Here is a 19,750-nt window from a genome sequence, read left to right as displayed (position 1 = left end):
AACATCCAGCAGTTGGCTCGAATTGGAGCTAATTGGATACCCCATATGCACATACAGCCCGGCCGCATCGGGCGCCCGCGCCAACCCTCTTCCATGTTCCACGTCTCCGTCAAGTCCCTGTGTGCCTTCGCGGCCAAGGCCGGCGACCTGGACCTGCGCTTCGCGCCCGCACCCAGCGCCCACGAGGGAGTGGCCGGCCACGCCCTCGTGCAGGCGCGCCGCGGCCCGGCGTACGCGAGCGAGGTGTCGCTGCACACCGTCTTCGAAGGCCTGCACGTGCGGGGCCGGGCCGACGGCTACGACGCCGGGCGCGCGCGGGTGGAAGAGATCAAGACCTTCCGTGGCGACTTCGCGCGCATCAAGGCCAACCACCGCGCCCTGCACTGGGCCCAGGCGCGCACCTATGGCGCACTGCTGTGCGAGCGCGACGGCCTGGCCGCGATCACGGTCGCGCTGGTCTACCTCGACCTGGAAAGCGGCGAGGAAACCGTGCTGGAGGAGCGGCACACGCGGGCCGGACTGCAGCAGGCCTTCCAGGCCCTGTGCCGCGCCTTCGCGGCCTGGGCGCGGCAGGAGGCCGCGCGCCGCGCCGAACGCGACACGCAGCTGGCCCAGCTGCGCTTTCCGCATGCGCAGTTCCGCGCCGGCCAGCGCAAGCTCTCGCGCGACGTTTACCGCGCGGCCGCGGCGCGGCGCTGCCTGATCGCGCAGGCGCCCACCGGCATCGGCAAGACGCTGGCCACCACCTACCCGCTGCTGCGCGGTCTCGCGGCCCACGGCACCGACAAGGTCTTCTTCCTCACGGCCAAGACGCCGGGGCGGCGCATCGCGCTCGACGCGCTGCGCCAACTGCGCCCGCCCGGCCCGCTGCGCGTGCTGGAGCTGACCGCGCGCAGCACCGCCTGCGAACACCCCGACGCGGCCTGCCATGGCGACAGCTGCCCGCTGGCGCGCGGCTTCTACGACCGGCTGCCGCAGGCGCGCCAGGCCGCAGCCGCGTTGCGCTGGCTGGACCGGGAGGCATTGCGCGGCCTGGCGCGCGCGCATGGCCTGTGCCCTTACTTCCTGGCCCAGGAGATGGTGCGCTGGAGCGACGTGGTGGTGGCCGACTACAACCACTATTTCGATGGCAGCGCCCTGCTCCATGCGCTGGCGCGCGAAGAGGAGTGGCAAGTGGCCGTGCTGGTGGACGAGGCCCACAACCTGGTCGAGCGCGGCCGGGCCATGTATTCGGCCTCGCTCGCGCACGAGGCGGTACAGGCCGCGCTGGGCCATGCGCCGCCCGCCGTGCAGGCCGTGCTCCAGCGGCTGCTGCACGCATGGCAGCGCAGCGCGCAGGCGCAGCCCGGCGGCCATGCGGCCGCGTCCGGGCTGCCCGACGCCCTGGTCCGTGCCCTCAAGGACGGCACGGCCGTCCTGTCCGAGCACCTGGCGCAGCGGCCCGACGACCCCGGCGGGCCGCTGCAGGCGCTGTTCTTCGAACTGCTGGCGCTGGCGCGGCTGGCCGACACCTTCGGGCCGCACTCGGTGTTCGAAAGCACGCGCGGCCCTTCGGGCCGGCCGCTCGCGCTGGCGATCCGCAACCTGGTGCCCGCGCCCTTCCTGCGCCCGCGCTTCGAGGCCGCGATGAGCGCCGTGTGCTTCTCGGGCACGATCGCGCCCTTTGGCTACTACCGCGACCTGCTCGGCCTGCCCGAGGACACGGTGGAACTGGACGTGGAATCACCCTTCCGCGCCGAGCAACTGGACGTGCGCATCGCGCGCGATGTCTCCACGCGGCTGCGCGACCGTGCGCAGTCGCTCGCGCGCGTGACGGCCTGCATGGCCGCGCAGTACGCACGCGCACCCGGCAACTACCTCGCCTTCTTCAGCAGCTTCGACTACCTGGACATGGTGCTGCGCGCCTTCCGCGCGCAGCACCCGCAAGTGCCCGTGTGGGCGCAGTCGGCCGGCATGACGGAGGCCGAGCGCCTGGCTTTCGTCAGCCGCTTCCGGGCCGACGGACGCGGCATCGCCTTCGCGGTGCTGGGCGGCGTGTTCGCCGAAGGGATCGACCTGCCGGGCCCACGGCTGATCGGCGCCTTCATCGCCAGCCTGGGCCTGCCGCAGCATGACGAGGCGAACGAGGTGGTGCGCGAGCGCATGGACGCGCTCTTCGGTGCGGGCCGGGGCTATGCCTACACCTATCTCTACCCCGGCCTGCGCAAGGTGGTGCAGGCCGCCGGCCGCGTGGTGCGCACCGAGCAGGACCGCGGCACCGTGCACCTGCTCGACGACCGCTTCGCCACGCCCGAGGTGCGCGCGCTGCTGCCGCCCTGGTGGGCCCTCGACGGCGAAGGCGGGGGCCGGCGCGGGGGCTGAGCGCCGCGCGCCCGCCGCGGACCTTTCAGCGCCCGCGGGCCGGCCCGCCCGGCACGCCCGAGACCTGCTCGGTCTGCTCGCGGTGGCGGCGCGCGCCGTCGCCGCGGTAACCGGCCGGCGAACGGGCCTCGTCGACCTGGGTGCTCGGCGGCAGCGGCGCCTCGGTCTGGTTGCCGTAGGGATTGGGCTGCCGGACGGGCTGGGAAGACGGGCGGGGGGTGTTGCTCATGCGGATCGCTCCTGGAAAAGGCCACGCAGCGGCCACAGGGCGCGCCGCAGGCCTGCCACGCTGGCGCCCGGCCCGCAGCGCCCGTGTCAGCGGGCCTTGGCAATGGCTGTCGGTGCGCCGCACAGGCCCCGGCGGCCCCGGGCTCGCCGGCCTCCTCAGAGCCTGTTCAGTGTCTCCAAGGGGTCGCGTTGGGGCGCAATCGGGAGGCGATCAGTGCTGCGGCGCGCCGCATGGGCTTGTGCCCATGCAAGCGACGCGGCGCTGAGCGGGCCCGATTTCGCCCCAACGCTTCGGGCAGCCGCCTTGGAGACACTGAACAGGCTCTGAGGAACGGCCCCCGGGGCGCGGGCCGCGCCGCGGTGCCGCGCACCGGCGCAGCGGCCGCCTTCAGTCCTACAGCGCGGCGCGCCGGCGCGGTGCACATTGGCGGCTCACCGAGGTGCAGCCCCAGGAGAGACCGCATGAGCGACGACAAGGACAAGACCGGCCACGACCGCAAGCTGATCGACCTGAACGAGCCCTATGAAGTGCGCGACTGGACCCGCAGCCTGGGGGTGAGCGAGGAAGAGCTGCGCCGCGCAGTGGCCGACGTGGGCAATTCCGCCGAGAAGGTGCGCGAACACCTGCGGCAGCGCCGCTGAGGCCCCGAGGCGGTGATGGCAGCGCAGGAAGACAGCGGCAAGGCGCCCACCTCCACTCGCACGATGTGGAAGGGGGCGATCAGCTTCGGGCTGGTCCACATCCCCGTCGGCCTCTACTCGGCCACGGCCAGCTCGGGCATCGATTTCGACTGGCTGGACAAGCGCTCCATGGAGCCCGTGGGCTACAAGCGCGTCAACAAGGTCACGGGCAAGGAGATCGCGGCGTCGGACATCGTGAAGGGCGTCGAGTACGAGGACGGGCGCTACGTGGTGCTCTCGCCCGAGGAGATTGCCGCGGCCTTTCCCAAGACCACCCAGACCATCGAGATCGAGGCCTTCCTCGACGCCGACGAGATTCCGTTCGTTTACCTGGAGCGGCCCTACTACACGGCCCCGCTCAAGCGCGGCGAGAAGGTGTATGCGCTGCTGCGCGAGGCGCTGCGCAGGAGCCACAAGGTGGGCGTGGCGAAGGTCGTGATCCAGACCAAGCAGCACCTGGCCGTGCTCATTCCCTGCGGCCGCGCGCTGGTGCTGAACCTGCTGCGCTGGGGCGGCGAGATCCGCTCCTTCGAACAGCTCAACCTGCCGCCCATGGACGCGAAGGCCGCGGGCATCAAGGAAGGCGAGCTGAACATGGCGCTGCAGCTGATCGAGGACATGACGCAGCGCTGGGATGCCGACCAGTTCCGCAACTCCTTCGCCGACGAGATCCACAAGCTCATCGAAGCCAAGGCCGAGGCCGGCGACATCGAGGACGTGGTGAAGGTGGAGCGCGAAAGCAGCGCGCCCGCGGGCGCCGAGGTGCTGGACCTGAGCGCGCTGCTCAAGCGCAGCCTGCAGGGAGGCAGGAAGACGGCCGAGCCGGACGAGGCGCCGTCCGCGTCGGCCCGGAAGAAGTCCGCCTCCGTCACGGCCCTGCCCTCGGCAAAGCGTGCCGCAAGCCGGGCCGCCCCTGCGAAGAAAGGCGCGGCCAAGAAGAGCCGGGCCGCGGCCAGGAAAACAGGCGCGCCGGCGAAGGCCGCCGCCAAGCGGCCGCCGGCGCGCAAGAGCCCCGGCGGCAGCGCGCGCCGCGCCGCCTGATCGGACGCCTCCACGGCCGCGCCGATGCCCGATTCGCTCGCCCTCTACAGGAAGAAGCGCAACTTCGCGCTCACGCCCGAGCCCGCAGAAGGCGGCGAGCCGGGCCAGGGCGCGCTGCAGTACGTGATCCAGAAGCACTGGGCCAGCCGCCTGCACTACGACCTGCGGCTGGAGATCGACGGCACGATGAAGAGCTGGGCCGTGCCCAAGGGCCCGAGCTTCGACCCCGCGGACAAGCGCATGGCCGTGCAGGTGGAAGACCACCCGATCTCCTATAACCGCTTCGAGGGCCAGATCCCGCCCGGCCAGTACGGCGCGGGCAAGGTCATCATCTGGGACCGCGGCTGGTGGGTGCCCGTGGGCGATGCGGCCGAGGGCTGGCGCCAGGGCAAGCTCAAGTTCGAACTGCACGGCCACAAGCTGCGGGGCCACTGGACGCTGGTGCGCATGCACGGCCGCGGCGACGAGAAGCAGCCGCCCTGGCTGCTGATCAAGGAGCAAGACGGTCTGGAGCGCCCGGCGGCCGATTTCAGCGTGGTCGACGAGATGCCCGACAGCGTGGCGCAGCTGCCGCCGGTCGCCGCGCCGTCGCGCCCGCGCCAGGCGCGCGCTTCGGTGCAGGAAGCCGCGCGCCATCAGCGCCAGGCCGGCAAGGCGCCCCTGCCCGCCGCCTTCTCGCCCCAGCTGGCCACGCTGGTCGACGGCCCGCCGCGCGACGTGTCGGAATGGCTCTGGGAGCTGAAGTTCGACGGCTACCGGCTGCTCGCGCGCGTCGACGACGGCCGCGTGCAGCTCTTCACGCGCAACGGCAACGACTGGACCGCGCGCATGCCTGTGCTCGCCGAGGCCGTGGCGCAGCTGCCGCTGCGCTCGGGCTGGCTGGACGGCGAGGTGCTGATGCTGGATGCGCAGGGCACGCCCGATTTCCAGGCCCTGCAGAACGCCTTCGACGGCGCGAGCACGAAGGACCTGGTCTATTACTTCTTCGACATGCCCTATGCCGACGGGCGCGACCTGCGCGCGCTGCCCGTGGTCGAGCGGCGCGAGCTGCTGCGCGCGGTGGTGGCCGGCTCGCCCACCGACCGGGTGCGCTTCAGTGAAGCCTTCGAGGCGCGCCCGGGCGACCTGGTGGCCTCGGCCTGCAAACTGGGCTTCGAGGGCGTGATCGGCAAGCGCAAGTCGGCGCCCTATGCCTCGCGCCGCAATGCGGACTGGATCAAGCTCAAGTGCAGCCACCGGCAGGAGTTCGTGATCGGCGGCTTCACCGACCCGCAGGGCTCGCGCACGGGCATCGGCTCGCTGCTGCTGGGCGTGCATGCGCCCGACGGCAGCCTGCAGTACGCGGGCAACGTGGGCACGGGCTTCAACCAGCGCACGCTGGCCGAGCTGCGCGGCAAGCTCGACGCGCTGGCCACGGACCGCAGCCCCTTCGCCCACCCGCGCAGCATCGGCCGCAAGGCGCACTGGGTGGAGCCGCGCCTGCTGGCCGAAGTCTCCTTTGCCGAATGGACGAAGGAGAACCGCATCCGCCATTCCGTCTTCCATGGCCTGCGCGACGACAAGCCGGCGCGCGCCATCGTCCAGGAAAAACCCGTGCACCTGAACACCGCCGCGCCCACCGATGCCGCCACCGACGAAGGCGCCGCCGAACTGCCCAGCACGCTGCGCGTGTCCAACGCGCGGCGCGTGATCGACCCCTCCACGGGCCTGACCAAGATCGACCTGGTGCGCTACTACGCCAAGGTCGCGCCGCTGCTGATGCCGCACCTGAAGGCGCGGCCCGTGGCCCTGGTGCGCGCGCCCGAGGGCGTGAAGGGCGAGCTGTTCTTCCAGAAGCACCTGGACACGGGCGCCATGGACGGCGTGCTGCAGCTGGACCCGGCCCTCTATGCCGGCCACCCGCCGCTGCTGGAAGTGGCCCAGCCTGAAGGCCTGCTGGCCGCGGCGCAGATGAACATGGTGGAGCTGCACACCTGGAACGCACGCAAGGACCGCATCCACCGCCCCGACCGCATGACCTTCGACCTGGACCCGGGCGAAGGCGTGGCGTGGGAGCAGGTGCAGGAAGCCGCGCACCTGGTGCAGGTGATGCTGCAGGAGCTGGGGCTGCCGGCCTTCCTCAAGACCAGCGGCGGCAAGGGCCTGCACGTGGTGGTGCCCATCAAGCGCCTGCACGACTGGGACACGGTCAAGGGCTTCTCGCAGGCCGTGGTGCAGCACCTGGCCCGCACCATCCCGCAGCGTTTCGTGGCCAAGAGCGGCCCCAAGAACCGCATCGGCAAGATCTTCGTCGACTACCTGCGCAACGGCTGGGGCGCCACCACCGTGAGCGCCTGGTCGGCCCGCGCGCGGCCGGGCATGGGCATCTCGGTGCCCGTGGCCTGGAAGGAACTGGGCGAGCTGCGCAGCGGCGCGCACTGGACGGTGCAGAGCGTGGACCAGCGATTGCGCCAGGGCAACGCGCCCTGGGAAGGCTACGACAAGGCGGCGGTCTCCCTCGGCACGGCCATGAAGCGCCTGGGCTACGGGGGCCCGGCCCGGGGCAGCGGCGCCTGAGTGCGGGCCTGTCGCGCCCGGGCGGGCCGCGGCAGTGGCACCGGCGGCGGCGATGGCGGCCGCACGGCGGCTCTTCCTACATGCGGCCCGGGCGCGGCGCGCAACGCTGCCCTCTTTAGCCGGAGACGCCATGACTTCCACCCTCCCCAGGCCGCCCCGCGCGCCGATCGGCCGCCGGGCCCTGGCCGCCTGCCTCGCCCTGGCCGCCTGCGCCGCCTTCGCACAGCCCACGGGCAACGAAGCCGGCAGCGCCCGCCCCGACGTGCGCGGCCAGGCCGCCAAGCCGCCCGCGACGCGCTCGCCCACGGCGAAAGATGCCCCCAACGACCAGCAGCGCGCCGTGCCGCAGCCCGGCGGCGCGGCCACCAACCCCGACAACCCGGCCGCGCGCAGCGGCCACACGCGCACGCCGGGCTCGGGCACCGCGGGCGGGCTGAGCGGCCGCCATCCGCAGGGCGGGCGCGGCGACGGCGGCGAGACCGGCGCCACGGGCCGGGCTACCGAGCCCGCGAAATCCCAGAGCCCCGCCCCAGCGCAGCGGCCCTGAGCATGGCAACGGCGGACAGGGGCGCGCCGCGGCGGCTGGCCTGGGCCGCAGGCCTGCTGGGCTTGGCGCTGGGCGGCTTCTTCGACGGCATCCTGCTGCACCAGATCCTGCAGTGGCACCACCTGCTGTCGGCCGTGGAAGGCGTGCGGGACCTGCGCCTGCAGATCCTGGCCGATGGCCTGTTCCATGCGCTGATGTACGCGGTCGCCGCCGCGGCGCTGGTGCTTCTGTGGCGCGCGCGCGGCGCGATGGCCGCGGCCGGCAGTGCGCGCCGCGTGGCGGGCGCCGCCGCCCTGGGTTTCGGCACCTGGCACCTGCTGGACGCGGTGCTCTCGCACTGGCTGCTGGGCATCCATCGCGTGAAGATGGATGCGGCCGAGCCGCTGGTGTGGGACCTGCTCTGGTTCGCGGTGTTCGGCCTGGTGCCGCTGCTCGCCGGCTGGCACTGGCTGCGGACGGCGGACAGCGCCGGCCGCGGCGACGGCGATGACGATGGCGGTCGTCGCGCGCGGGCCGCCTCGGCGGTGCTGGGCCTGGCGGCCCTCGGGGCCGGCGGCTGGGCCGCGCTGCCACCGGCGGACGCCGGCCAGACGCTGGTGGTGTTCGCGCCCGGCGTCAGCGCGGCGCAGGCCTTCCAGGCCCTGGCGCAAGCCGATGCGCGCGTGATCGGCAGCGATGCCGCAGGCGGCGTGTGGGCCGTGGCCCTGCCGCCCGAGGCGCGCGCCGCCTCGCTCTACCGCGCTGGCGCGCTCTGGGTGGGCCCTTCGGGCCTGTCGCTGGGCTGCGCGTCATGGACGCGCGGCGGCGCGGCTTGAGCCCTGAGGCTGCAGGCGCCGCGCCGGGCGGACCCGGCTGACCTGGCGACCTGGCTGACGGCGCGCTTCTTCTTCAGGCCTTGCGCAGCCGTTCCAGCTCGCGGCTCAGCGCCAGGCGCGTGCGCAGGGCGTCGCGCGCCCATTGCAGCACGCGCTCGTTCTCCGAGCGCTCGGTGGCGTCGCCCAGCACGTTCAGCTCCTCGGCCATCCAGTCGGCAAGCAGCGCCATGAACGGGGCGTCGAAGGCCTCCTTGCGCCGGGGCTCCAGCGCACGCAGCTGCTGGGCCGCCTGGTCCGACATGTCCAGCGGCACGGGCGTGCGGGTCTGCTCCGACAGACGGCGCAGGCCCGTGAACAGCGCATCGGACTGGCGGCTGAGCTTCTGCGAAAAGTGGCGCAGTTTGGCCTGCCGCGCCTGCTCGCGCCCCATTTCGCCGGCCTGGCGCATGCGGATCAGCAGCCCCGAGACGCTGCGCATGAACACGCGGTCGCTGTCGCTCAGACGCGGGTCGCGCGAGGAATAGGCCGGGTTGCCCTCGCCGCGCTCGGGCTCGGCGCTCCGGGCCCAGGGCATGGGCAGGGCGCCGGCCAGCATCAGCTGCAGCAAAGGCCGGCGGGCCAGCAGCGCGGGTCGGGGGATCGGAAGACGGGTCATCAAACGCTCCGGGCGAATGAAGGAGGAGGCGGCGCACCCCGCCGCGCCGGCGGCGTGTGCGCGCGCAACGGTGGCCCTCAGGCCTGCTGCGCCTGTTCGATCTGCGCCGCCTCGGCCAGCACGCTGAGCTTCTGGTCGGTGGCCTGCTCTTCCTGCAGCGTTTCCTGCAGCAGCGGCACGGCCTGGGCCAGGCCCAGCTTCTTGGCCATCAGGATCAGCGAGGTGTAGCTGGCGATCTCGTAGTGCTCGGCCTTCTGCGCGGCGCCGATGAGGGCGGCGTCCAGCACCGGGCCTTCCTGCACTTGGTCCATCATCGAGGTCGCCTCCTCGATGAGGCCGGCCATGCCTTCGCACTTGATGCGCTTGAGCTTGAGGCCCGCGGCCTCGGCCAGTTCCTCGATGCGCGCCACCTGGCCGCGCGTTTCCTCCAGATGCGCCTCGAAGGCCGCGGCCAGCTCGGGGTCGGTCGCGGCCTTGGCCATCTTGGGCAGCGAGCGCGTCATCTGCTTCTCGGCGCTGTAGGTGTCGGACAGCTCATGAACGAAGAGTTCGGGAATGGCTTTGATGGGCATGAAGGGCTCCTGGGAAAGGGTGGGAGGAAGGGGAGCCTTGGAGGCTGAGGACAGCCCGGGCGCCGGTGTGTAGGCGCCGGGCGCTGCGCGGCGTGCGACCGGAAAAAATGGCGCGTCAGCAGGCGATCGGCCGCGGGCGCGAACCAGCTGGCATGGCGCGGTTCGCACACCACCGGCCCGTCGAACAGCTCGGCCAGCACGCCGAAGAAGGTGCGCACCGGCCGCGCCTCGAAGGGCTGCGAGGGCGGCAGCTGCACCAGCAGCACGCCCAGCCGGTCGCCCAGGCCCGCGGCTTCGTCGAGGAAGCGCTTCAACGGCGCGCGGGCCGCACGCAGCCGCTGCACATGCGTGACCTGGCGCGGCAGCTTCACCGCGAAGCGAAAGCCCGGCGGCGTCTGGGCGGCCCAGCGCGCGTAGACCTCGGGCCGGTGATGGCGGTAGAAGGAGCTGTTGATCTCGGCGCAGTTCAGCACCCGCGCATAGCGGGCCAGGTGCGTGCCTTCACCCGGGAAGGAGGCGGCCACGGCACGCGGAATGGACCAGGCCGCGGTGCCGATGCGCAGCGGCGGATCGTCCGCGTTCATGCGAAACGCCGGCTGAGGTAGCGCGAGCCGGCCAGCCCGAAGCGCCAGGGTTGATCGACAGCCTTGGAGATGCCGATGCGCGGCCCCGCCACGACCGGGGGCGCGCCCTCCGGCGGCCACAGCAGGAAGGGCGGCCCGTCCAGCGCACGGCCGTCGAAGGAGCGGTCGATGCCCAGCGCCTGGCCCACGCGCCCCGGCCCGGCGCACAGCAGGCGTTCGTCCACCAGCCCGCGGCGCGCGCGCATGGCGTCCAGCCCCTGCAGCGGCTCGATCGCGCGGATCAGCACCCCGGCGCCATGGCCCGCCTCGCGGCAGACGAAATTCATGCACCAGTGGATGCCATAGGAGCGGTAGACGTACACGTGTGCAGGCGGGCCGAACATGGTGGCGTTGCGCAGCGAGGGGCCGCTGAAGCTGTGCGAGGCCGGGTCGTCGGCGTCGTAGGCCTCGGTTTCGACGATGCGCCCGCCCACGCCATCCACGAACACCTGCACGCCGATGAGCGCCCGCGCGACGGCCACCGAGTCGTCACTGAAGTCGATGCCTGCGAGTCGATGCATGCAGTCCATTCTGCGCAGGCCCGCTTGCGCGGCAAGTGGCGCGGCCGCCTGCGCGCGCACCGGAAGGGCCGCCGCCCGGCCGCCAGCGCCCATGCAGGGCACACCGGGTGAAGCGTCCTACGTGCGTGCACAGGGGCGAATGACCGCGCGCGCCGTTCATGGCTTCAGCCACCGCGTCTTCTTGCCTTCGCGCCTTTGCGCCTGCGCGCCCGCTGCGCTTTCCGACCCGCGGGTGGCAGCGCTGCCAATTCCCTGCCCTCCACTCCCCTGCGCTACGCGGCGCCAGCCGGCAACGGCAGCGCGGCCGCCGCCGGCGGCAGGCCCAGCGCACCCGTCGAGGCAATCGGCGCCTTCGTTCGTGCCGCCCGCGCGGGCTGCACGAATTCGCGCAGGAAGCAGCGCTGCGAGCCGTCCGCGAAGGCCACGGTCACGCCTGCCGCGTCTTCGCCCACCACGCGGCCCCGGCCGTACTTCTGCACGCGCACTTGGTCGTCGGGCTGGAAGCGCACTTCGACGGGCCGGGCTGCGGCTTCGGCCGGGGATTCGGCCGCGCCCGGCGCTCCCGCCGGATCATCCGCTGCCGCCGGGGCCGGCCGTGGTGGCTGCAGCGCAGTTGGCCACCCCTCGCGCGCCTGCGCTGCCTCCAGCGCCGCCATGCGCTGGCAGTTGTCGCACACGCCGCAGCGTTGCATGGCCTCCTCGCGGCCGAAGGCATCGAGCAGCAGCGACCAGCGGCACACGCCGCTCGACGCGTAGTAGGTCATGCGCTCCAGCGCCTGCTGTTCGCGGTCGCGCCGCGCGCGCTCGGCCGCCACCAGCGCCTGGGCCCGCCGCGCCGTCAGCGCCCGGCCGCGCCGGCGCCATGCCCCGTCGCGGCACCGGCGCACCAGCGCATGCTGGCGCATCAGCGTCAGCGCGGCGCGCAGGCGGGCCGCGGGCATGCCGAGGGCGCCGCGCAGTTGCGGCTCGGACCAGCCCTCGCCCTCGGGCGGCGCCTCCTGCAGGCGCGCATGCAACGCCTCCAGGTCGCGCGGCTCGGGCACGCTGCCGGCCAGGAAGAACTGCTGCACGGCCTTGTCGCGCCGGCAGTACAGCAGCACGCAGTCGGCCGGCCGGCCGTCCCGGCCCGCGCGGCCCGATTCCTGGTAGTAGCTCTCCAGGCTGGCCGGCATCTGGTAGTGCAGCACGAAGCGGATGTCGGGCTTGTCGATGCCCAGGCCGAAGGCGTGGGTGGCCACCATGATGCGGGTGCGACCCTGCATGAAGTCGTCCTGCGCCTGGCGGCGCTGCAGGGCGCCGAGCCGGCCGTGGTACAGGCCTACGCTCAGGCCGTCGGCCTGCAGCGCGGCATGCAGCTCGGCGGCGGCCTTCACGGTCGCCGCGTACACGATGCCGCTGCCCGTCCACTGCGCCAGCAGCTGGCGCGCACGGGCCTGCTTGTCGGCTTCACTGGCAAAGGTCTGCACGCCGTAGCGCAGGTTGGGCCGGAAGGTGCCGGTCCGCACCAGGCCTTCGGGCGCAATGCCCAGCCTGTCCATGATCTCCGCGGCCACCGCCTCATTGGCCGTGGCCGTGAGCGCCAGCACGGGCGGCGAACCCAGGCGTTTCGCGCAGCGGCCGATGTCCAGGAAGGCCGGCCGGAAATCGTGGCCCCATTGCGAGATGCAGTGCGCCTCGTCCACCACCAGCAGGGCGGTGCGGCCGCGGGCCAGCAGCTCGAGGAAGGCTTCGTCGGCCAGGCGTTCAGGCGTGGTGAAGACCAGCCGCGCGGCCCCCTCGGCCAGCAGTTGCTCGGCCTGCGCCAGCTCCTGCGCCGAGCACTGGCTGTTGAACTGCACCGCCCCCACGCCGCGTGCGTTCAGCTTCTCGCACTGGTCCTTCATGAGCGCGATCAGCGGCGACACCACCACCGTGCGCCCTTCCAGCAGCAGCGCCGGCAACTGGTAGCACAGCGATTTGCCCGCGCCCGTGGGCATGATGGCCAGGAGCGGCTCGCCCCCGAGCACGCGCGCCACCACCTTCTGCTGGCCCGGGCGCAGGCTCGCATGGCCGAACAGCTCGCGGGCCAGACGGCGCGCTTCGTCCAGCAGGACAGCCGCCGCGGCGGGTTCGGGTTCGCAGGATGCGGGTTCAGTCATTGCAGGGCCTGCGGATGATCTCGTAGTCGATGGGCTTGAAGCTGCCGTTGTTGGAGTTCTCGGCCGAGCAGGCCGTGAGCGCGCACACCAGGTTCATCTCGGCCCGCAGTTCGATGTAGTCGCCCGCGCGCGAGCGCGGCGGCTTCACGCGCACGAGGCCCTGGGCGTCCACCTCCACGTTCATGAACACGTTGAAGGTGGTGTGGATCTGCTCGGGCCGGATGCCGAAGGGCTCGAAGGCGCGGCAGAGGTTCTCGAAGCAGCTCGGGTGGTGGCCCCGGTGCTGGTAGAGGATCTCGAACATTTCCTGGCTGCAGGGCGTGAGCAGGAAGTCATGCCGCCCCACCTTGTCGTCGAGGATGCGGAACATGGGCCGGCTGTCGTTGGCATAGAGCCGGTCCCCCGTGCTCAGGTAGATCTTCGACGCGTAGTCGATGGTGCGGCCGGAGGACAGGCTGCAGGCATGGTCGTCCTGCTTGAAGGCGAACAGGTCCGCCACCTGTTCACCCATCGGGTCGTAGATGCGCAGGATCTCGCTGGCGCGCAGCAGGAAGGCGGTGCCGGATTGCGGCGGGATGCGGCAGGGGCCGGGATGCAGGTCGCTCATCGTGTCTCGTGCAGGGAATGGAAGGGGCATTGCCAGCCGGCCTCGACGGCGCGGCCGGAATACTGGCGTGCTTCGGAGGCTTCGCCGAAGCGCGCGAGCACCGGGTTGATCGAGCCCTGCAGCGCGAGGTCGCGCGCACGGATCGCCTTCTGCAGGCTGGCGTACTTGCCCGAGGCCTTGAGGGCCTCGAACTGCTCATGGAAGTTGAAGACCAGGCAGGGCAAGGGCATGCGGCGCGCCAGGCGCGAGGCCCCGGGGTGTAGGCCCACCACGAAGAAGGCGCGGCCGCCCACGCTGAAGGAGAAATGGCGCTGCGCCGGGTCTGCGCTCACGCCTGCGGCCCAGCCGCAGCCGGCGGCACGGTCCGCCGCGTGCAGGGCCTGCAGTTGCTGCCACAGGCGCTGCTCGAAGGCGCGTTCGTCCATCGGCTCGGCGTCGAACAGGGCCATGAAGCTCACCGGCGCCGCGCCGGGGTCGGGGTGCTGGCGGCCGAAGTCCCGCAGGGCGGTGTGCAGTGCCCGGGTGGCCTGCGGGCTGCCCAGCCGGCCGAAGCTGCGTGCCTGCAGGCGGTCCTTGTTCAGCGCGGACTTGGCTCCCACGCAGGGGAATCGAGGATCTGCCACGAAAGCCCGGGCTTGCTCCACGGGGCTGCGCGAAGTGCTGTCAGGGTCGGAAGACGTTGGCGTCATACCCTGCAATCTGGCGCCGCGGGCGCGGGCCGGCCATTGCCCGGGCAGCCGAGAAATGCGTCAGGCGCGGGCAGCGCGGGCGTAGGACGGCACGGGCGGCGCGCAGGACGGCGCGTGTCCCACACGTCATTGGACGAAGCGTCTGCCGCTGCGGCTGGCGCGGATGGGACGCCGGGCGCACCGAGGCCGCCGGCGTCATGCGGCCCCCGCAACCCTCGCCCCTTTCCTACGCCGGCTGGCACGGCGGGTGCTGCACAGTCCAGGCATGGCACAGCCAAACGCATCGGCAAGGGGCGACGGACCTCGGACCGCGCGGACGCGCGTCGCGGCCCTGCGGCCCGCATCGACGGCCGGGGCGCCGCCCACCGCCGAGCCATGAGGCGCCGAGCCCTCCCCTGCCCTTGCGCGCGACGCCCGCGCCGCACGTCGTGAAGTTCATCGAAGGGCTGGCCCGGCACCGCTCGGCGCTCGCGCGCCGCCTGCGCGCCCTGCCCGGTGTGGCCGTGCTGGCGGGCGCCGTACGCAACTACATCTTCCACCAGAGCGCCAACCAGGCCGGCAGCCTGGCCTTCTCGATCACGCTGGCGATGTTCCCGATGCTGATCCTGCTGTCGTCGGCGGCGGGCTTCGTCGGCGAGCCCGGCGACGCCGCCTCGCTGGCGAACCGCCTGATGGAGTACGCGCCGGCGCTGGTGCGCAGCGCGCTGCAGCCCGTGGTCGACCAGGTGCTCGCGCAGCGCAACCAGGCGCTGCTGGCCATCGGCGGGCTCGCCACGGTCTGGACCGCGTCCTCGGGCTTCCAGGCCGTGCGGTCGGCCCTCAACCGCGCCTACGGCATCGAGCGCGGGCTGCCCTTCTGGAAGGCGCGCATCAAGGTGACGGTCTTCACCATCGTCGTCGGCCTGGGCACCTGGATGACCTTCAGCACCGTGATCATCATGCCCTACGTGTGGGAATTCCTGGCCACCCACTTCGGCCGCACGCGGGAGGTGCTGTGGCTGCGCGACGGCATCCGCTATTTCCTCGCCTTCGTGGTGCTGACCGCCCTCTACACCACGATGTACGGCTGGCTCCCGGACCACCGCCAGCGGCTGCGCACCGTGCTGCCGGGGGCGGTCGTCGGCGCCGCGCTGTGGGTGGCGGCGGCCGTGTTCTTCTCGATGACGCTCGCCACGGCCGGCAAGCTGGCGCTGGTGTACGGCAGCTTCGCGGGCGTGGTGGCGATGCTCGTCTTCCTCTACGTGAGCGCCACCACCCTGATCTTCGGCGCCGAGATCAATGCCGTGCTGTGGCACCGGGAGCGATCGGCGCACGAGGCTCCTGAGACGCGCTGAAGGGCCGTCGGCACCGGGCCGGGGCGCGCTCCGGCGGGGCGGCAGCCGTGCCGCAACGCGCGGCTGCGCGCCGCCCTTGAATCGTCATCAAATACCACTATCATTAGCACTCGATGACGACGAGTGCTAACAATCGAGGCGCTCCCGTCTCAGGAATGTGGGCGCCGGCTTTGCCGCCGCTCTCCCGCCAACCCAACCAACCAACCAGGAGATTCAATTGAAACTTCGTCCTCTGGCCGATCGTGTGATCGTCAAGCGCATTGACAGCGAAACCAAGACCGCTTCGGGCATCGTGATCCCCGACGCCGCCGCCGAGAAGCCCGATCAGGGTGAAGTCCTGGCCATCGGGCCGGGCAAGCGCAACGACAAGGGCGAACTCACGGCCCTGACGGTCAAGGTCGGTGACCGCGTGCTGTTCGGCAAGTACTCGGGCCAGACCGTCAAGGTCGATGGCGACGAACTGCTGGTGATGAAGGAAGACGACCTGTTCGCGGTCGTCGAGAAGTAAGCCTTCTCCCTGAGCAGACCCCTTTCAAAGAATTTCGGAGTTAATTGAAAATGGCAGCAAAAGACGTAGTCTTCGGCGGCGAAGCCCGCGCACGCATGGTTGAAGGCGTGAACATCCTGGCCAACGCGGTCAAGGTGACCCTGGGCCCCAAGGGCCGCAACGTGGTGCTCGAGCGCTCCTTCGGCGCCCCCACGGTGACCAAGGACGGCGTGTCGGTCGCCAAGGAAATCGAACTCAAGGACAAGCTGCAGAACATGGGCGCCCAGCTCGTGAAGGAAGTGGCCTCCAAGACCAGCGACAACGCCGGTGACGGCACCACCACCGCCACCGTGCTGGCCCAGGCCATCGTGCGCGAAGGCAGCAAGTACGTGGCCGCCGGCCTGAACCCCATGGACCTCAAGCGCGGCATCGACAAGGCCGTCGCCGCCCTGGTGGAAGAGCTGAAGAAGGCTTCCAAGGCCACCACCACCTCCAAGGAAATCGCCCAGGTTGGTTCGATTTCGGCCAACAGCGACGAAACCATCGGCAAGATCATCGCTGACGCGATGGACAAGGTCGGCAAGGAAGGCGTGATCACCGTCGAAGACGGCAAGTCGCTGGACAGCGAACTGGACGTCGTCGAAGGCATGCAGTTCGACCGCGGCTACCTCTCGCCCTACTTCATCAACAACCCCGACAAGCAGAGCGCGATCCTCGAGAACCCGTTCGTGCTGCTGTTCGACAAGAAGATCAGCAACATCCGTGACCTGCTGCCCACGCTGGAGCAGGTGGCCAAGGCCGGCCGTCCGCTGCTGATCATTGCCGAGGAAGTCGAAGGCGAAGCCCTGGCGACCCTGGTGGTGAACACCATCCGCGGCATCCTGAAGGTCGTGGCCGTCAAGGCGCCTGGCTTCGGCGACCGCCGCAAGGCCATGCTGGAAGACATCGCCATCCTGACGGGCGGCAAGGTCATCGCCGAAGAAGTGGGCCTGACCCTCGAGAAGGTGACCCTGGCCGACCTGGGCCAGGCCAAGCGCATCGAAGTGGGCAAGGAAAACACCACCATCATCGACGGCGCCGGCGCTGCAGCCGACATCGAAGCCCGCGTGAAGCAGATCCGCGTGCAGATCGAGGAAGCCACCAGCGACTACGACCGCGAGAAGCTGCAAGAGCGCGTGGCCAAGCTGGCCGGCGGCGTGGCCGTGATCAAGGTCGGCGCGGCCACCGAAGTCGAGATGAAGGAAAAGAAGGCCCGCGTCGAAGACGCCCTGCACGCCACCCGCGCGGCAGTGGAAGAAGGCGTGGTGGCCGGTGGCGGCGTGGCCCTGCTGCGCGCCAAGCAAGCCGTGGGCGACAAGATCAAGGGTGACAACGTCGACCAGGAAGCCGGCATCAAGCTGGTGCTCAAGGCCATCGAAGCGCCCCTGCGCGAGATCGTGTCCAACGCCGGCGGCGAGCCCTCGGTGGTGGTGAACAAGGTGCTGGAAGGCAAGGGCAACTTCGGCTTCAACGCCTCCAACGACACCTACGGCGACATGCTGGAGCTGGGCATCCTGGACCCGACCAAGGTGACCCGCACGGCTCTGCAGAACGCCGCTTCCGTGGCTTCGCTGCTGCTGACGACCGAAGCCATGGTCGCCGAAGCGCCGAAGGACGACGCACCTGCAGCGGGCGGCATGCCCGGCGGCATGGGCGGCATGGGCGACATGGGCATGTAATGCCCTTGGCCCGGGGCGCAGCGATGCGCTCCGGACCGGCCCGCTCTGCGGAGCGGGCGTCCCTCCCGCGGAGCTTCCGCGACCAACACCAGGGCCCGGTGCGCTTGCACCGGGCCCTGTCGTTTTGGGGCGGGCGGCAAGAACGCGCAGAAGCCGAGGCGCTCGGCGGCCCGCCCGGGCATCTTCCGTGCGCGGCCGTTTTTGTCGGCCTGCCATGCCCACGGCCCGGCCGCCGATGGTCTCGCCGCAAGCCATGCCGGCCGCCCCTGGCGAGGCCGCATGCACGGCCGATCGGCGCGCTCGCCGGTACGTGCATGGTCGGGCCGCGGGTCCGTGGCCGCCCTGCGCACGGGAACCCAACGCTGCGCGCTGCCGGCACACCGCAGCCGCAGCCCCAGCCGCTGCAGCCTTGCGTCCGACAGGACCACAGCCAGCGGTCCGCGCCAGACTGGAACACGGCAACGCAAAGCCATTCATGACGACGTACCGGCGCCGGCAGGGCTCGACGGCGCGCTGATGCATTCGGGCGGACCTTTCGCCGTCGCCCCGGCCCTTTCGCCACCGACCGCCGGACATGCGCCCATGAAAAAAGCACCCGAAGGTGCTTCTTGAGGGGCCGGGCCCGGCGCCAGGGCGCCGGCCGGGGTCCGGTCGCGGATCACTCCTCGACGAAAGCCTCTTCCCGTTTGGATTTCACCGAGGGCAGCAGCACGATCACGATCAGCAGCGCCGCGGCGATCAGCAGGCCCAGCGAGATCGGCCGCGTGACCAGCACGCTCCAGTCGCCGCGCGACAGCAGCAGCGCCCGCCGCAGGTTCTCCTCCATCATCGGCCCCAGGATGAAGCCCAGCAGCAGCGGCGCGGGTTCGCAGCCCAGCTTGATGAAGGCGTAGCCCACCACGCCGAAGATGGCGACCATCCAGATGTCCCAGGTGTTGTTGTTCGTGGAGTACACACCGATGGCGCAGAACAGCACGATGGCCGGGAACAGCCAGCGGTAGGGGATCGACAGCAGCTTGATCCACATGCCGATCAGCGGCATGTTCAGAATGATCAGCATCAGGTTGCCGATCCACATCGAGGCGATCAGGCCCCAGAACAGCTCGGGGTTGCTGGTCATCACCTGCGGGCCGGGCTGGATGTTGTGGATGGTCATCGCGCCCACCATCAGCGCCATCACGGGGTTGGGCGGAATGCCCAGCGTGAGCAGCGGAATGAAGGAGGTCTGCGCACCGGCGTTGTTGGCGGCCTCGGGGCCGGCCACGCCGCGGATGTTGCCCTTGCCGAAGGGCACTTCGCCGGCCTTGGGCTTGAGCTTTTTCTCCAGCGTGTAGGCCGCAAAGGACGACAGCAGCGCGCCGCCGCCGGGCAGGATGCCCAGCGTGGAGCCCAGCGCCGTGCCGCGCAGCACGGCGGGCGTCATGCGCCTGAAATCCTCTGCCGTGGGCCACAGGCCCTGCACCTTGGCGGTGAAGATCTCGCGCTCTTCCTCCGGCTTGGCCAGGTTGGAGATGATCTCGCCATAACCGAACACGCCCATGGCGATGGCGATGAAGCCGATGCCGTCGGTCAGCTCCGGAATGTCGAAGCTGTAGCGGGCCACGCCCGAGTTCACGTCGGTGCCCACCAGCCCCAGCAGCAGGCCCAGCACGATCATGCAGATGGCCTTGAGCAGCGAGCCCGAAGCCAGCACCACGGCGCCGATCAGGCCCAGGACCATGAGCGAGAAGTACTCGGCCGGCCCGAACTTGAAAGCCACTTCGGTCAGCGGCGGCGCGAAGGCCGCCAGGATCAGCGTGCCCACGCAGCCGGCGAAGAAGGAACCCAGCCCGGCCGCGGCCAGCGCCGGTCCGGCCCGTCCGTTCTTGGCCATCGCGTGCCCGTCGATCACGGTGACGACCGAGGCGGACTCGCCCGGGAGATTGACCAGGATGGCGGTGGTGGAGCCGCCGTACTGCGAGCCGTAGTAGATGCCGGCCAGCATGATCAGCGCGGCGATGGGCGGCAGCGCGTAGGTGGCGGGCAGCAGCATGGCGATGGTCGCCACGGAGCCGATGCCCGGCAGCACGCCGATCAGGGTGCCCAGCAGACAGCCGATGAAGGCATAGATCAGGTTCTGCAGCGTGAAAGCCGCGCCGAAGCCGATCGAGAGGTTGGTGATCAGATCCATGTCAGCG

18 protein-coding genes are annotated in these 19,750 nt (G+C 71.2%); 9 read left to right on the top strand and 9 right to left on the bottom strand.

The annotated features are described in order from the left end of the window. Positions 1-93: 93 nt before the first annotated feature. A complete protein-coding gene (locus tag LG388_RS18510) occupies positions 94-2,361 on the top strand; it encodes an ATP-dependent DNA helicase (RefSeq protein WP_225784184.1) in 2,268 nt (755 codons plus the stop codon). Between the two features lie 25 nt (positions 2,362-2,386). Here LG388_RS18510 and LG388_RS18505 read toward each other — a convergent pair whose 3' ends face one another. Next, positions 2,387-2,590 (bottom strand): hypothetical protein, encoded by a 204-nt coding sequence (locus tag LG388_RS18505; protein WP_225784183.1) that lies wholly within the window; start codon positions 2,588-2,590, stop codon positions 2,387-2,389. Positions 2,591-3,051: 461 nt separating this feature from the next. On the opposite strand from LG388_RS18505, the gene LG388_RS18500 reads away from it, so the two are divergent. From LG388_RS18500 to LG388_RS18480, 5 genes are all read left to right on the top strand, one after another. Then, positions 3,052-3,231, top strand: a complete 180-nt coding sequence (locus LG388_RS18500; protein WP_225784182.1) for a DUF3606 domain-containing protein — start codon at positions 3,052-3,054, stop codon at positions 3,229-3,231. A 15-nt stretch (positions 3,232-3,246) separates the two neighbouring features. Then, on the top strand, positions 3,247-4,311 hold the full coding sequence (locus tag LG388_RS18495; protein ID WP_225784181.1) for a Ku protein: 1,065 nt from the start codon (positions 3,247-3,249) through the stop codon (positions 4,309-4,311). A 24-nt stretch (positions 4,312-4,335) separates the two neighbouring features. After that, the gene (gene ligD / locus LG388_RS18490) at positions 4,336-6,867 is read left to right on the top strand and encodes a DNA ligase D (protein WP_225784180.1); all 2,532 of its coding nucleotides are present in this window, start codon (positions 4,336-4,338) and stop codon (positions 6,865-6,867) included. A 130-nt stretch (positions 6,868-6,997) separates the two neighbouring features. Next, entirely contained in the window at positions 6,998-7,414 is a 417-nt protein-coding gene (locus LG388_RS18485) for a hypothetical protein (RefSeq protein ID WP_225784179.1), read from the top strand. Positions 7,415-7,416: 2 nt separating this feature from the next. Continuing rightward, positions 7,417-8,229, top strand: coding sequence for a DUF2243 domain-containing protein (locus tag LG388_RS18480; protein ID WP_225784178.1), 813 nt, complete (start codon positions 7,417-7,419; stop codon positions 8,227-8,229). A 73-nt stretch (positions 8,230-8,302) separates the two neighbouring features. Here LG388_RS18480 and LG388_RS18475 read toward each other — a convergent pair whose 3' ends face one another. The 7 genes from LG388_RS18475 to gntA all read right to left on the bottom strand — a co-directional run bounded on the left by LG388_RS18475 (position 8,303) and on the right by gntA (position 14,034). Next, entirely contained in the window at positions 8,303-8,884 is a 582-nt protein-coding gene (locus LG388_RS18475) for a DUF4142 domain-containing protein (RefSeq protein WP_225784177.1), read from the bottom strand. Positions 8,885-8,961: 77 nt separating this feature from the next. Further along, positions 8,962-9,456, bottom strand: coding sequence for a ferritin-like domain-containing protein (locus tag LG388_RS18470; RefSeq protein WP_225784176.1), 495 nt, complete (start codon positions 9,454-9,456; stop codon positions 8,962-8,964). Continuing rightward, the gene (locus tag LG388_RS18465; protein WP_225784175.1) at positions 9,384-10,040 is read right to left on the bottom strand and encodes a DUF72 domain-containing protein; all 657 of its coding nucleotides are present in this window, start codon (positions 10,038-10,040) and stop codon (positions 9,384-9,386) included. Before LG388_RS18465 ends, LG388_RS18470 begins: the two co-directional genes overlap by 73 nt. Next, positions 10,037-10,600 (bottom strand): DNA-3-methyladenine glycosylase, encoded by a 564-nt coding sequence (locus LG388_RS18460; RefSeq protein WP_370630196.1) that lies wholly within the window; start codon positions 10,598-10,600, stop codon positions 10,037-10,039. Before LG388_RS18460 ends, LG388_RS18465 begins: the two co-directional genes overlap by 4 nt. A gap of 272 nt (positions 10,601-10,872) precedes the next feature. Beyond that, the gene (locus tag LG388_RS18455; protein WP_225784173.1) at positions 10,873-12,738 is read right to left on the bottom strand and encodes an ATP-dependent DNA helicase RecQ; all 1,866 of its coding nucleotides are present in this window, start codon (positions 12,736-12,738) and stop codon (positions 10,873-10,875) included. Then, positions 12,731-13,345 (bottom strand): DUF1989 domain-containing protein, encoded by a 615-nt coding sequence (locus LG388_RS18450; protein WP_225784172.1) that lies wholly within the window; start codon positions 13,343-13,345, stop codon positions 12,731-12,733. Before LG388_RS18450 ends, LG388_RS18455 begins: the two co-directional genes overlap by 8 nt. Continuing rightward, on the bottom strand, positions 13,342-14,034 hold the full coding sequence (gntA, locus tag LG388_RS18445; protein ID WP_225784171.1) for a guanitoxin biosynthesis heme-dependent pre-guanitoxin N-hydroxylase GntA: 693 nt from the start codon (positions 14,032-14,034) through the stop codon (positions 13,342-13,344). The genes LG388_RS18450 and gntA overlap by 4 nt, the downstream gene beginning before the upstream one ends. A gap of 401 nt (positions 14,035-14,435) precedes the next feature. Between gntA and LG388_RS18440 the strand changes: the two genes are divergently transcribed. The 3 genes from LG388_RS18440 to groL all read left to right on the top strand — a co-directional run bounded on the left by LG388_RS18440 (position 14,436) and on the right by groL (position 17,573). Continuing rightward, positions 14,436-15,368 (top strand): YihY/virulence factor BrkB family protein, encoded by a 933-nt coding sequence (locus LG388_RS18440; protein WP_225784170.1) that lies wholly within the window; start codon positions 14,436-14,438, stop codon positions 15,366-15,368. A 217-nt stretch (positions 15,369-15,585) separates the two neighbouring features. After that, positions 15,586-15,876: a co-chaperone GroES gene (locus tag LG388_RS18435; RefSeq protein WP_225784169.1), complete on the top strand. Its 291-nt coding sequence runs from the start codon at positions 15,586-15,588 to the stop codon at positions 15,874-15,876. A 50-nt stretch (positions 15,877-15,926) separates the two neighbouring features. Continuing rightward, on the top strand, positions 15,927-17,573 hold the full coding sequence (gene groL, locus LG388_RS18430; protein WP_225784168.1) for a chaperonin GroEL: 1,647 nt from the start codon (positions 15,927-15,929) through the stop codon (positions 17,571-17,573). 658 nt (positions 17,574-18,231) lie between these two features. On the opposite strand, the gene LG388_RS18425 is transcribed toward groL, so the two are convergent. After that, complete coding sequence (locus tag LG388_RS18425; RefSeq protein ID WP_225784167.1) at positions 18,232-19,743, bottom strand: tripartite tricarboxylate transporter permease; 1,512 nt, start codon at positions 19,741-19,743, stop codon at positions 18,232-18,234. Positions 19,744-19,750 lie beyond the last annotated feature (7 nt).

This window comes from Xenophilus sp. Marseille-Q4582 (genome assembly GCF_916700565.1).
Classification (GTDB): Bacteria; Pseudomonadota; Gammaproteobacteria; order Burkholderiales; family Burkholderiaceae_C; genus Xenophilus.
The sequence above is the reverse complement of the archived record's forward strand: the minus strand, read 5'-3'. Positions and strand labels throughout refer to the sequence as shown.

What these genes read in the sequence shown, in the direction of transcription:
- LG388_RS18460 (WP_370630196.1), bottom strand. Translation starts at nt 10,600, where the DNA reads ATGCATCGACTCGCAGGCATCGACTTCAGTGACGACTCGGTGGCCGTC.
- LG388_RS18500 (WP_225784182.1), top strand. Translation starts at nt 3,052, where the DNA reads ATGAGCGACGACAAGGACAAGACCGGCCACGACCGCAAGCTGATCGAC.
- LG388_RS18475 (WP_225784177.1), bottom strand. Translation starts at nt 8,884, where the DNA reads ATGACCCGTCTTCCGATCCCCCGACCCGCGCTGCTGGCCCGCCGGCCT.
- gntA (WP_225784171.1), bottom strand. Translation starts at nt 14,034, where the DNA reads ATGACGCCAACGTCTTCCGACCCTGACAGCACTTCGCGCAGCCCCGTG.
- LG388_RS18495 (WP_225784181.1), top strand. Translation starts at nt 3,247, where the DNA reads ATGGCAGCGCAGGAAGACAGCGGCAAGGCGCCCACCTCCACTCGCACG.
- LG388_RS18425 (WP_225784167.1), bottom strand. Translation starts at nt 19,743, where the DNA reads ATGGATCTGATCACCAACCTCTCGATCGGCTTCGGCGCGGCTTTCACG.
- LG388_RS18470 (WP_225784176.1), bottom strand. Translation starts at nt 9,456, where the DNA reads ATGCCCATCAAAGCCATTCCCGAACTCTTCGTTCATGAGCTGTCCGAC.
- LG388_RS18510 (WP_225784184.1), top strand. Translation starts at nt 94, where the DNA reads ATGTTCCACGTCTCCGTCAAGTCCCTGTGTGCCTTCGCGGCCAAGGCC.
- LG388_RS18465 (WP_225784175.1), bottom strand. Translation starts at nt 10,040, where the DNA reads ATGAACGCGGACGATCCGCCGCTGCGCATCGGCACCGCGGCCTGGTCC.
- LG388_RS18485 (WP_225784179.1), top strand. Translation starts at nt 6,998, where the DNA reads ATGACTTCCACCCTCCCCAGGCCGCCCCGCGCGCCGATCGGCCGCCGG.
- ligD (WP_225784180.1), top strand. Translation starts at nt 4,336, where the DNA reads ATGCCCGATTCGCTCGCCCTCTACAGGAAGAAGCGCAACTTCGCGCTC.
- LG388_RS18450 (WP_225784172.1), bottom strand. Translation starts at nt 13,345, where the DNA reads ATGAGCGACCTGCATCCCGGCCCCTGCCGCATCCCGCCGCAATCCGGC.
- groL (WP_225784168.1), top strand. Translation starts at nt 15,927, where the DNA reads ATGGCAGCAAAAGACGTAGTCTTCGGCGGCGAAGCCCGCGCACGCATG.
- LG388_RS18455 (WP_225784173.1), bottom strand. Translation starts at nt 12,738, where the DNA reads ATGACTGAACCCGCATCCTGCGAACCCGAACCCGCCGCGGCGGCTGTC.
- LG388_RS18480 (WP_225784178.1), top strand. Translation starts at nt 7,417, where the DNA reads ATGGCAACGGCGGACAGGGGCGCGCCGCGGCGGCTGGCCTGGGCCGCA.
- LG388_RS18505 (WP_225784183.1), bottom strand. Translation starts at nt 2,590, where the DNA reads ATGAGCAACACCCCCCGCCCGTCTTCCCAGCCCGTCCGGCAGCCCAAT.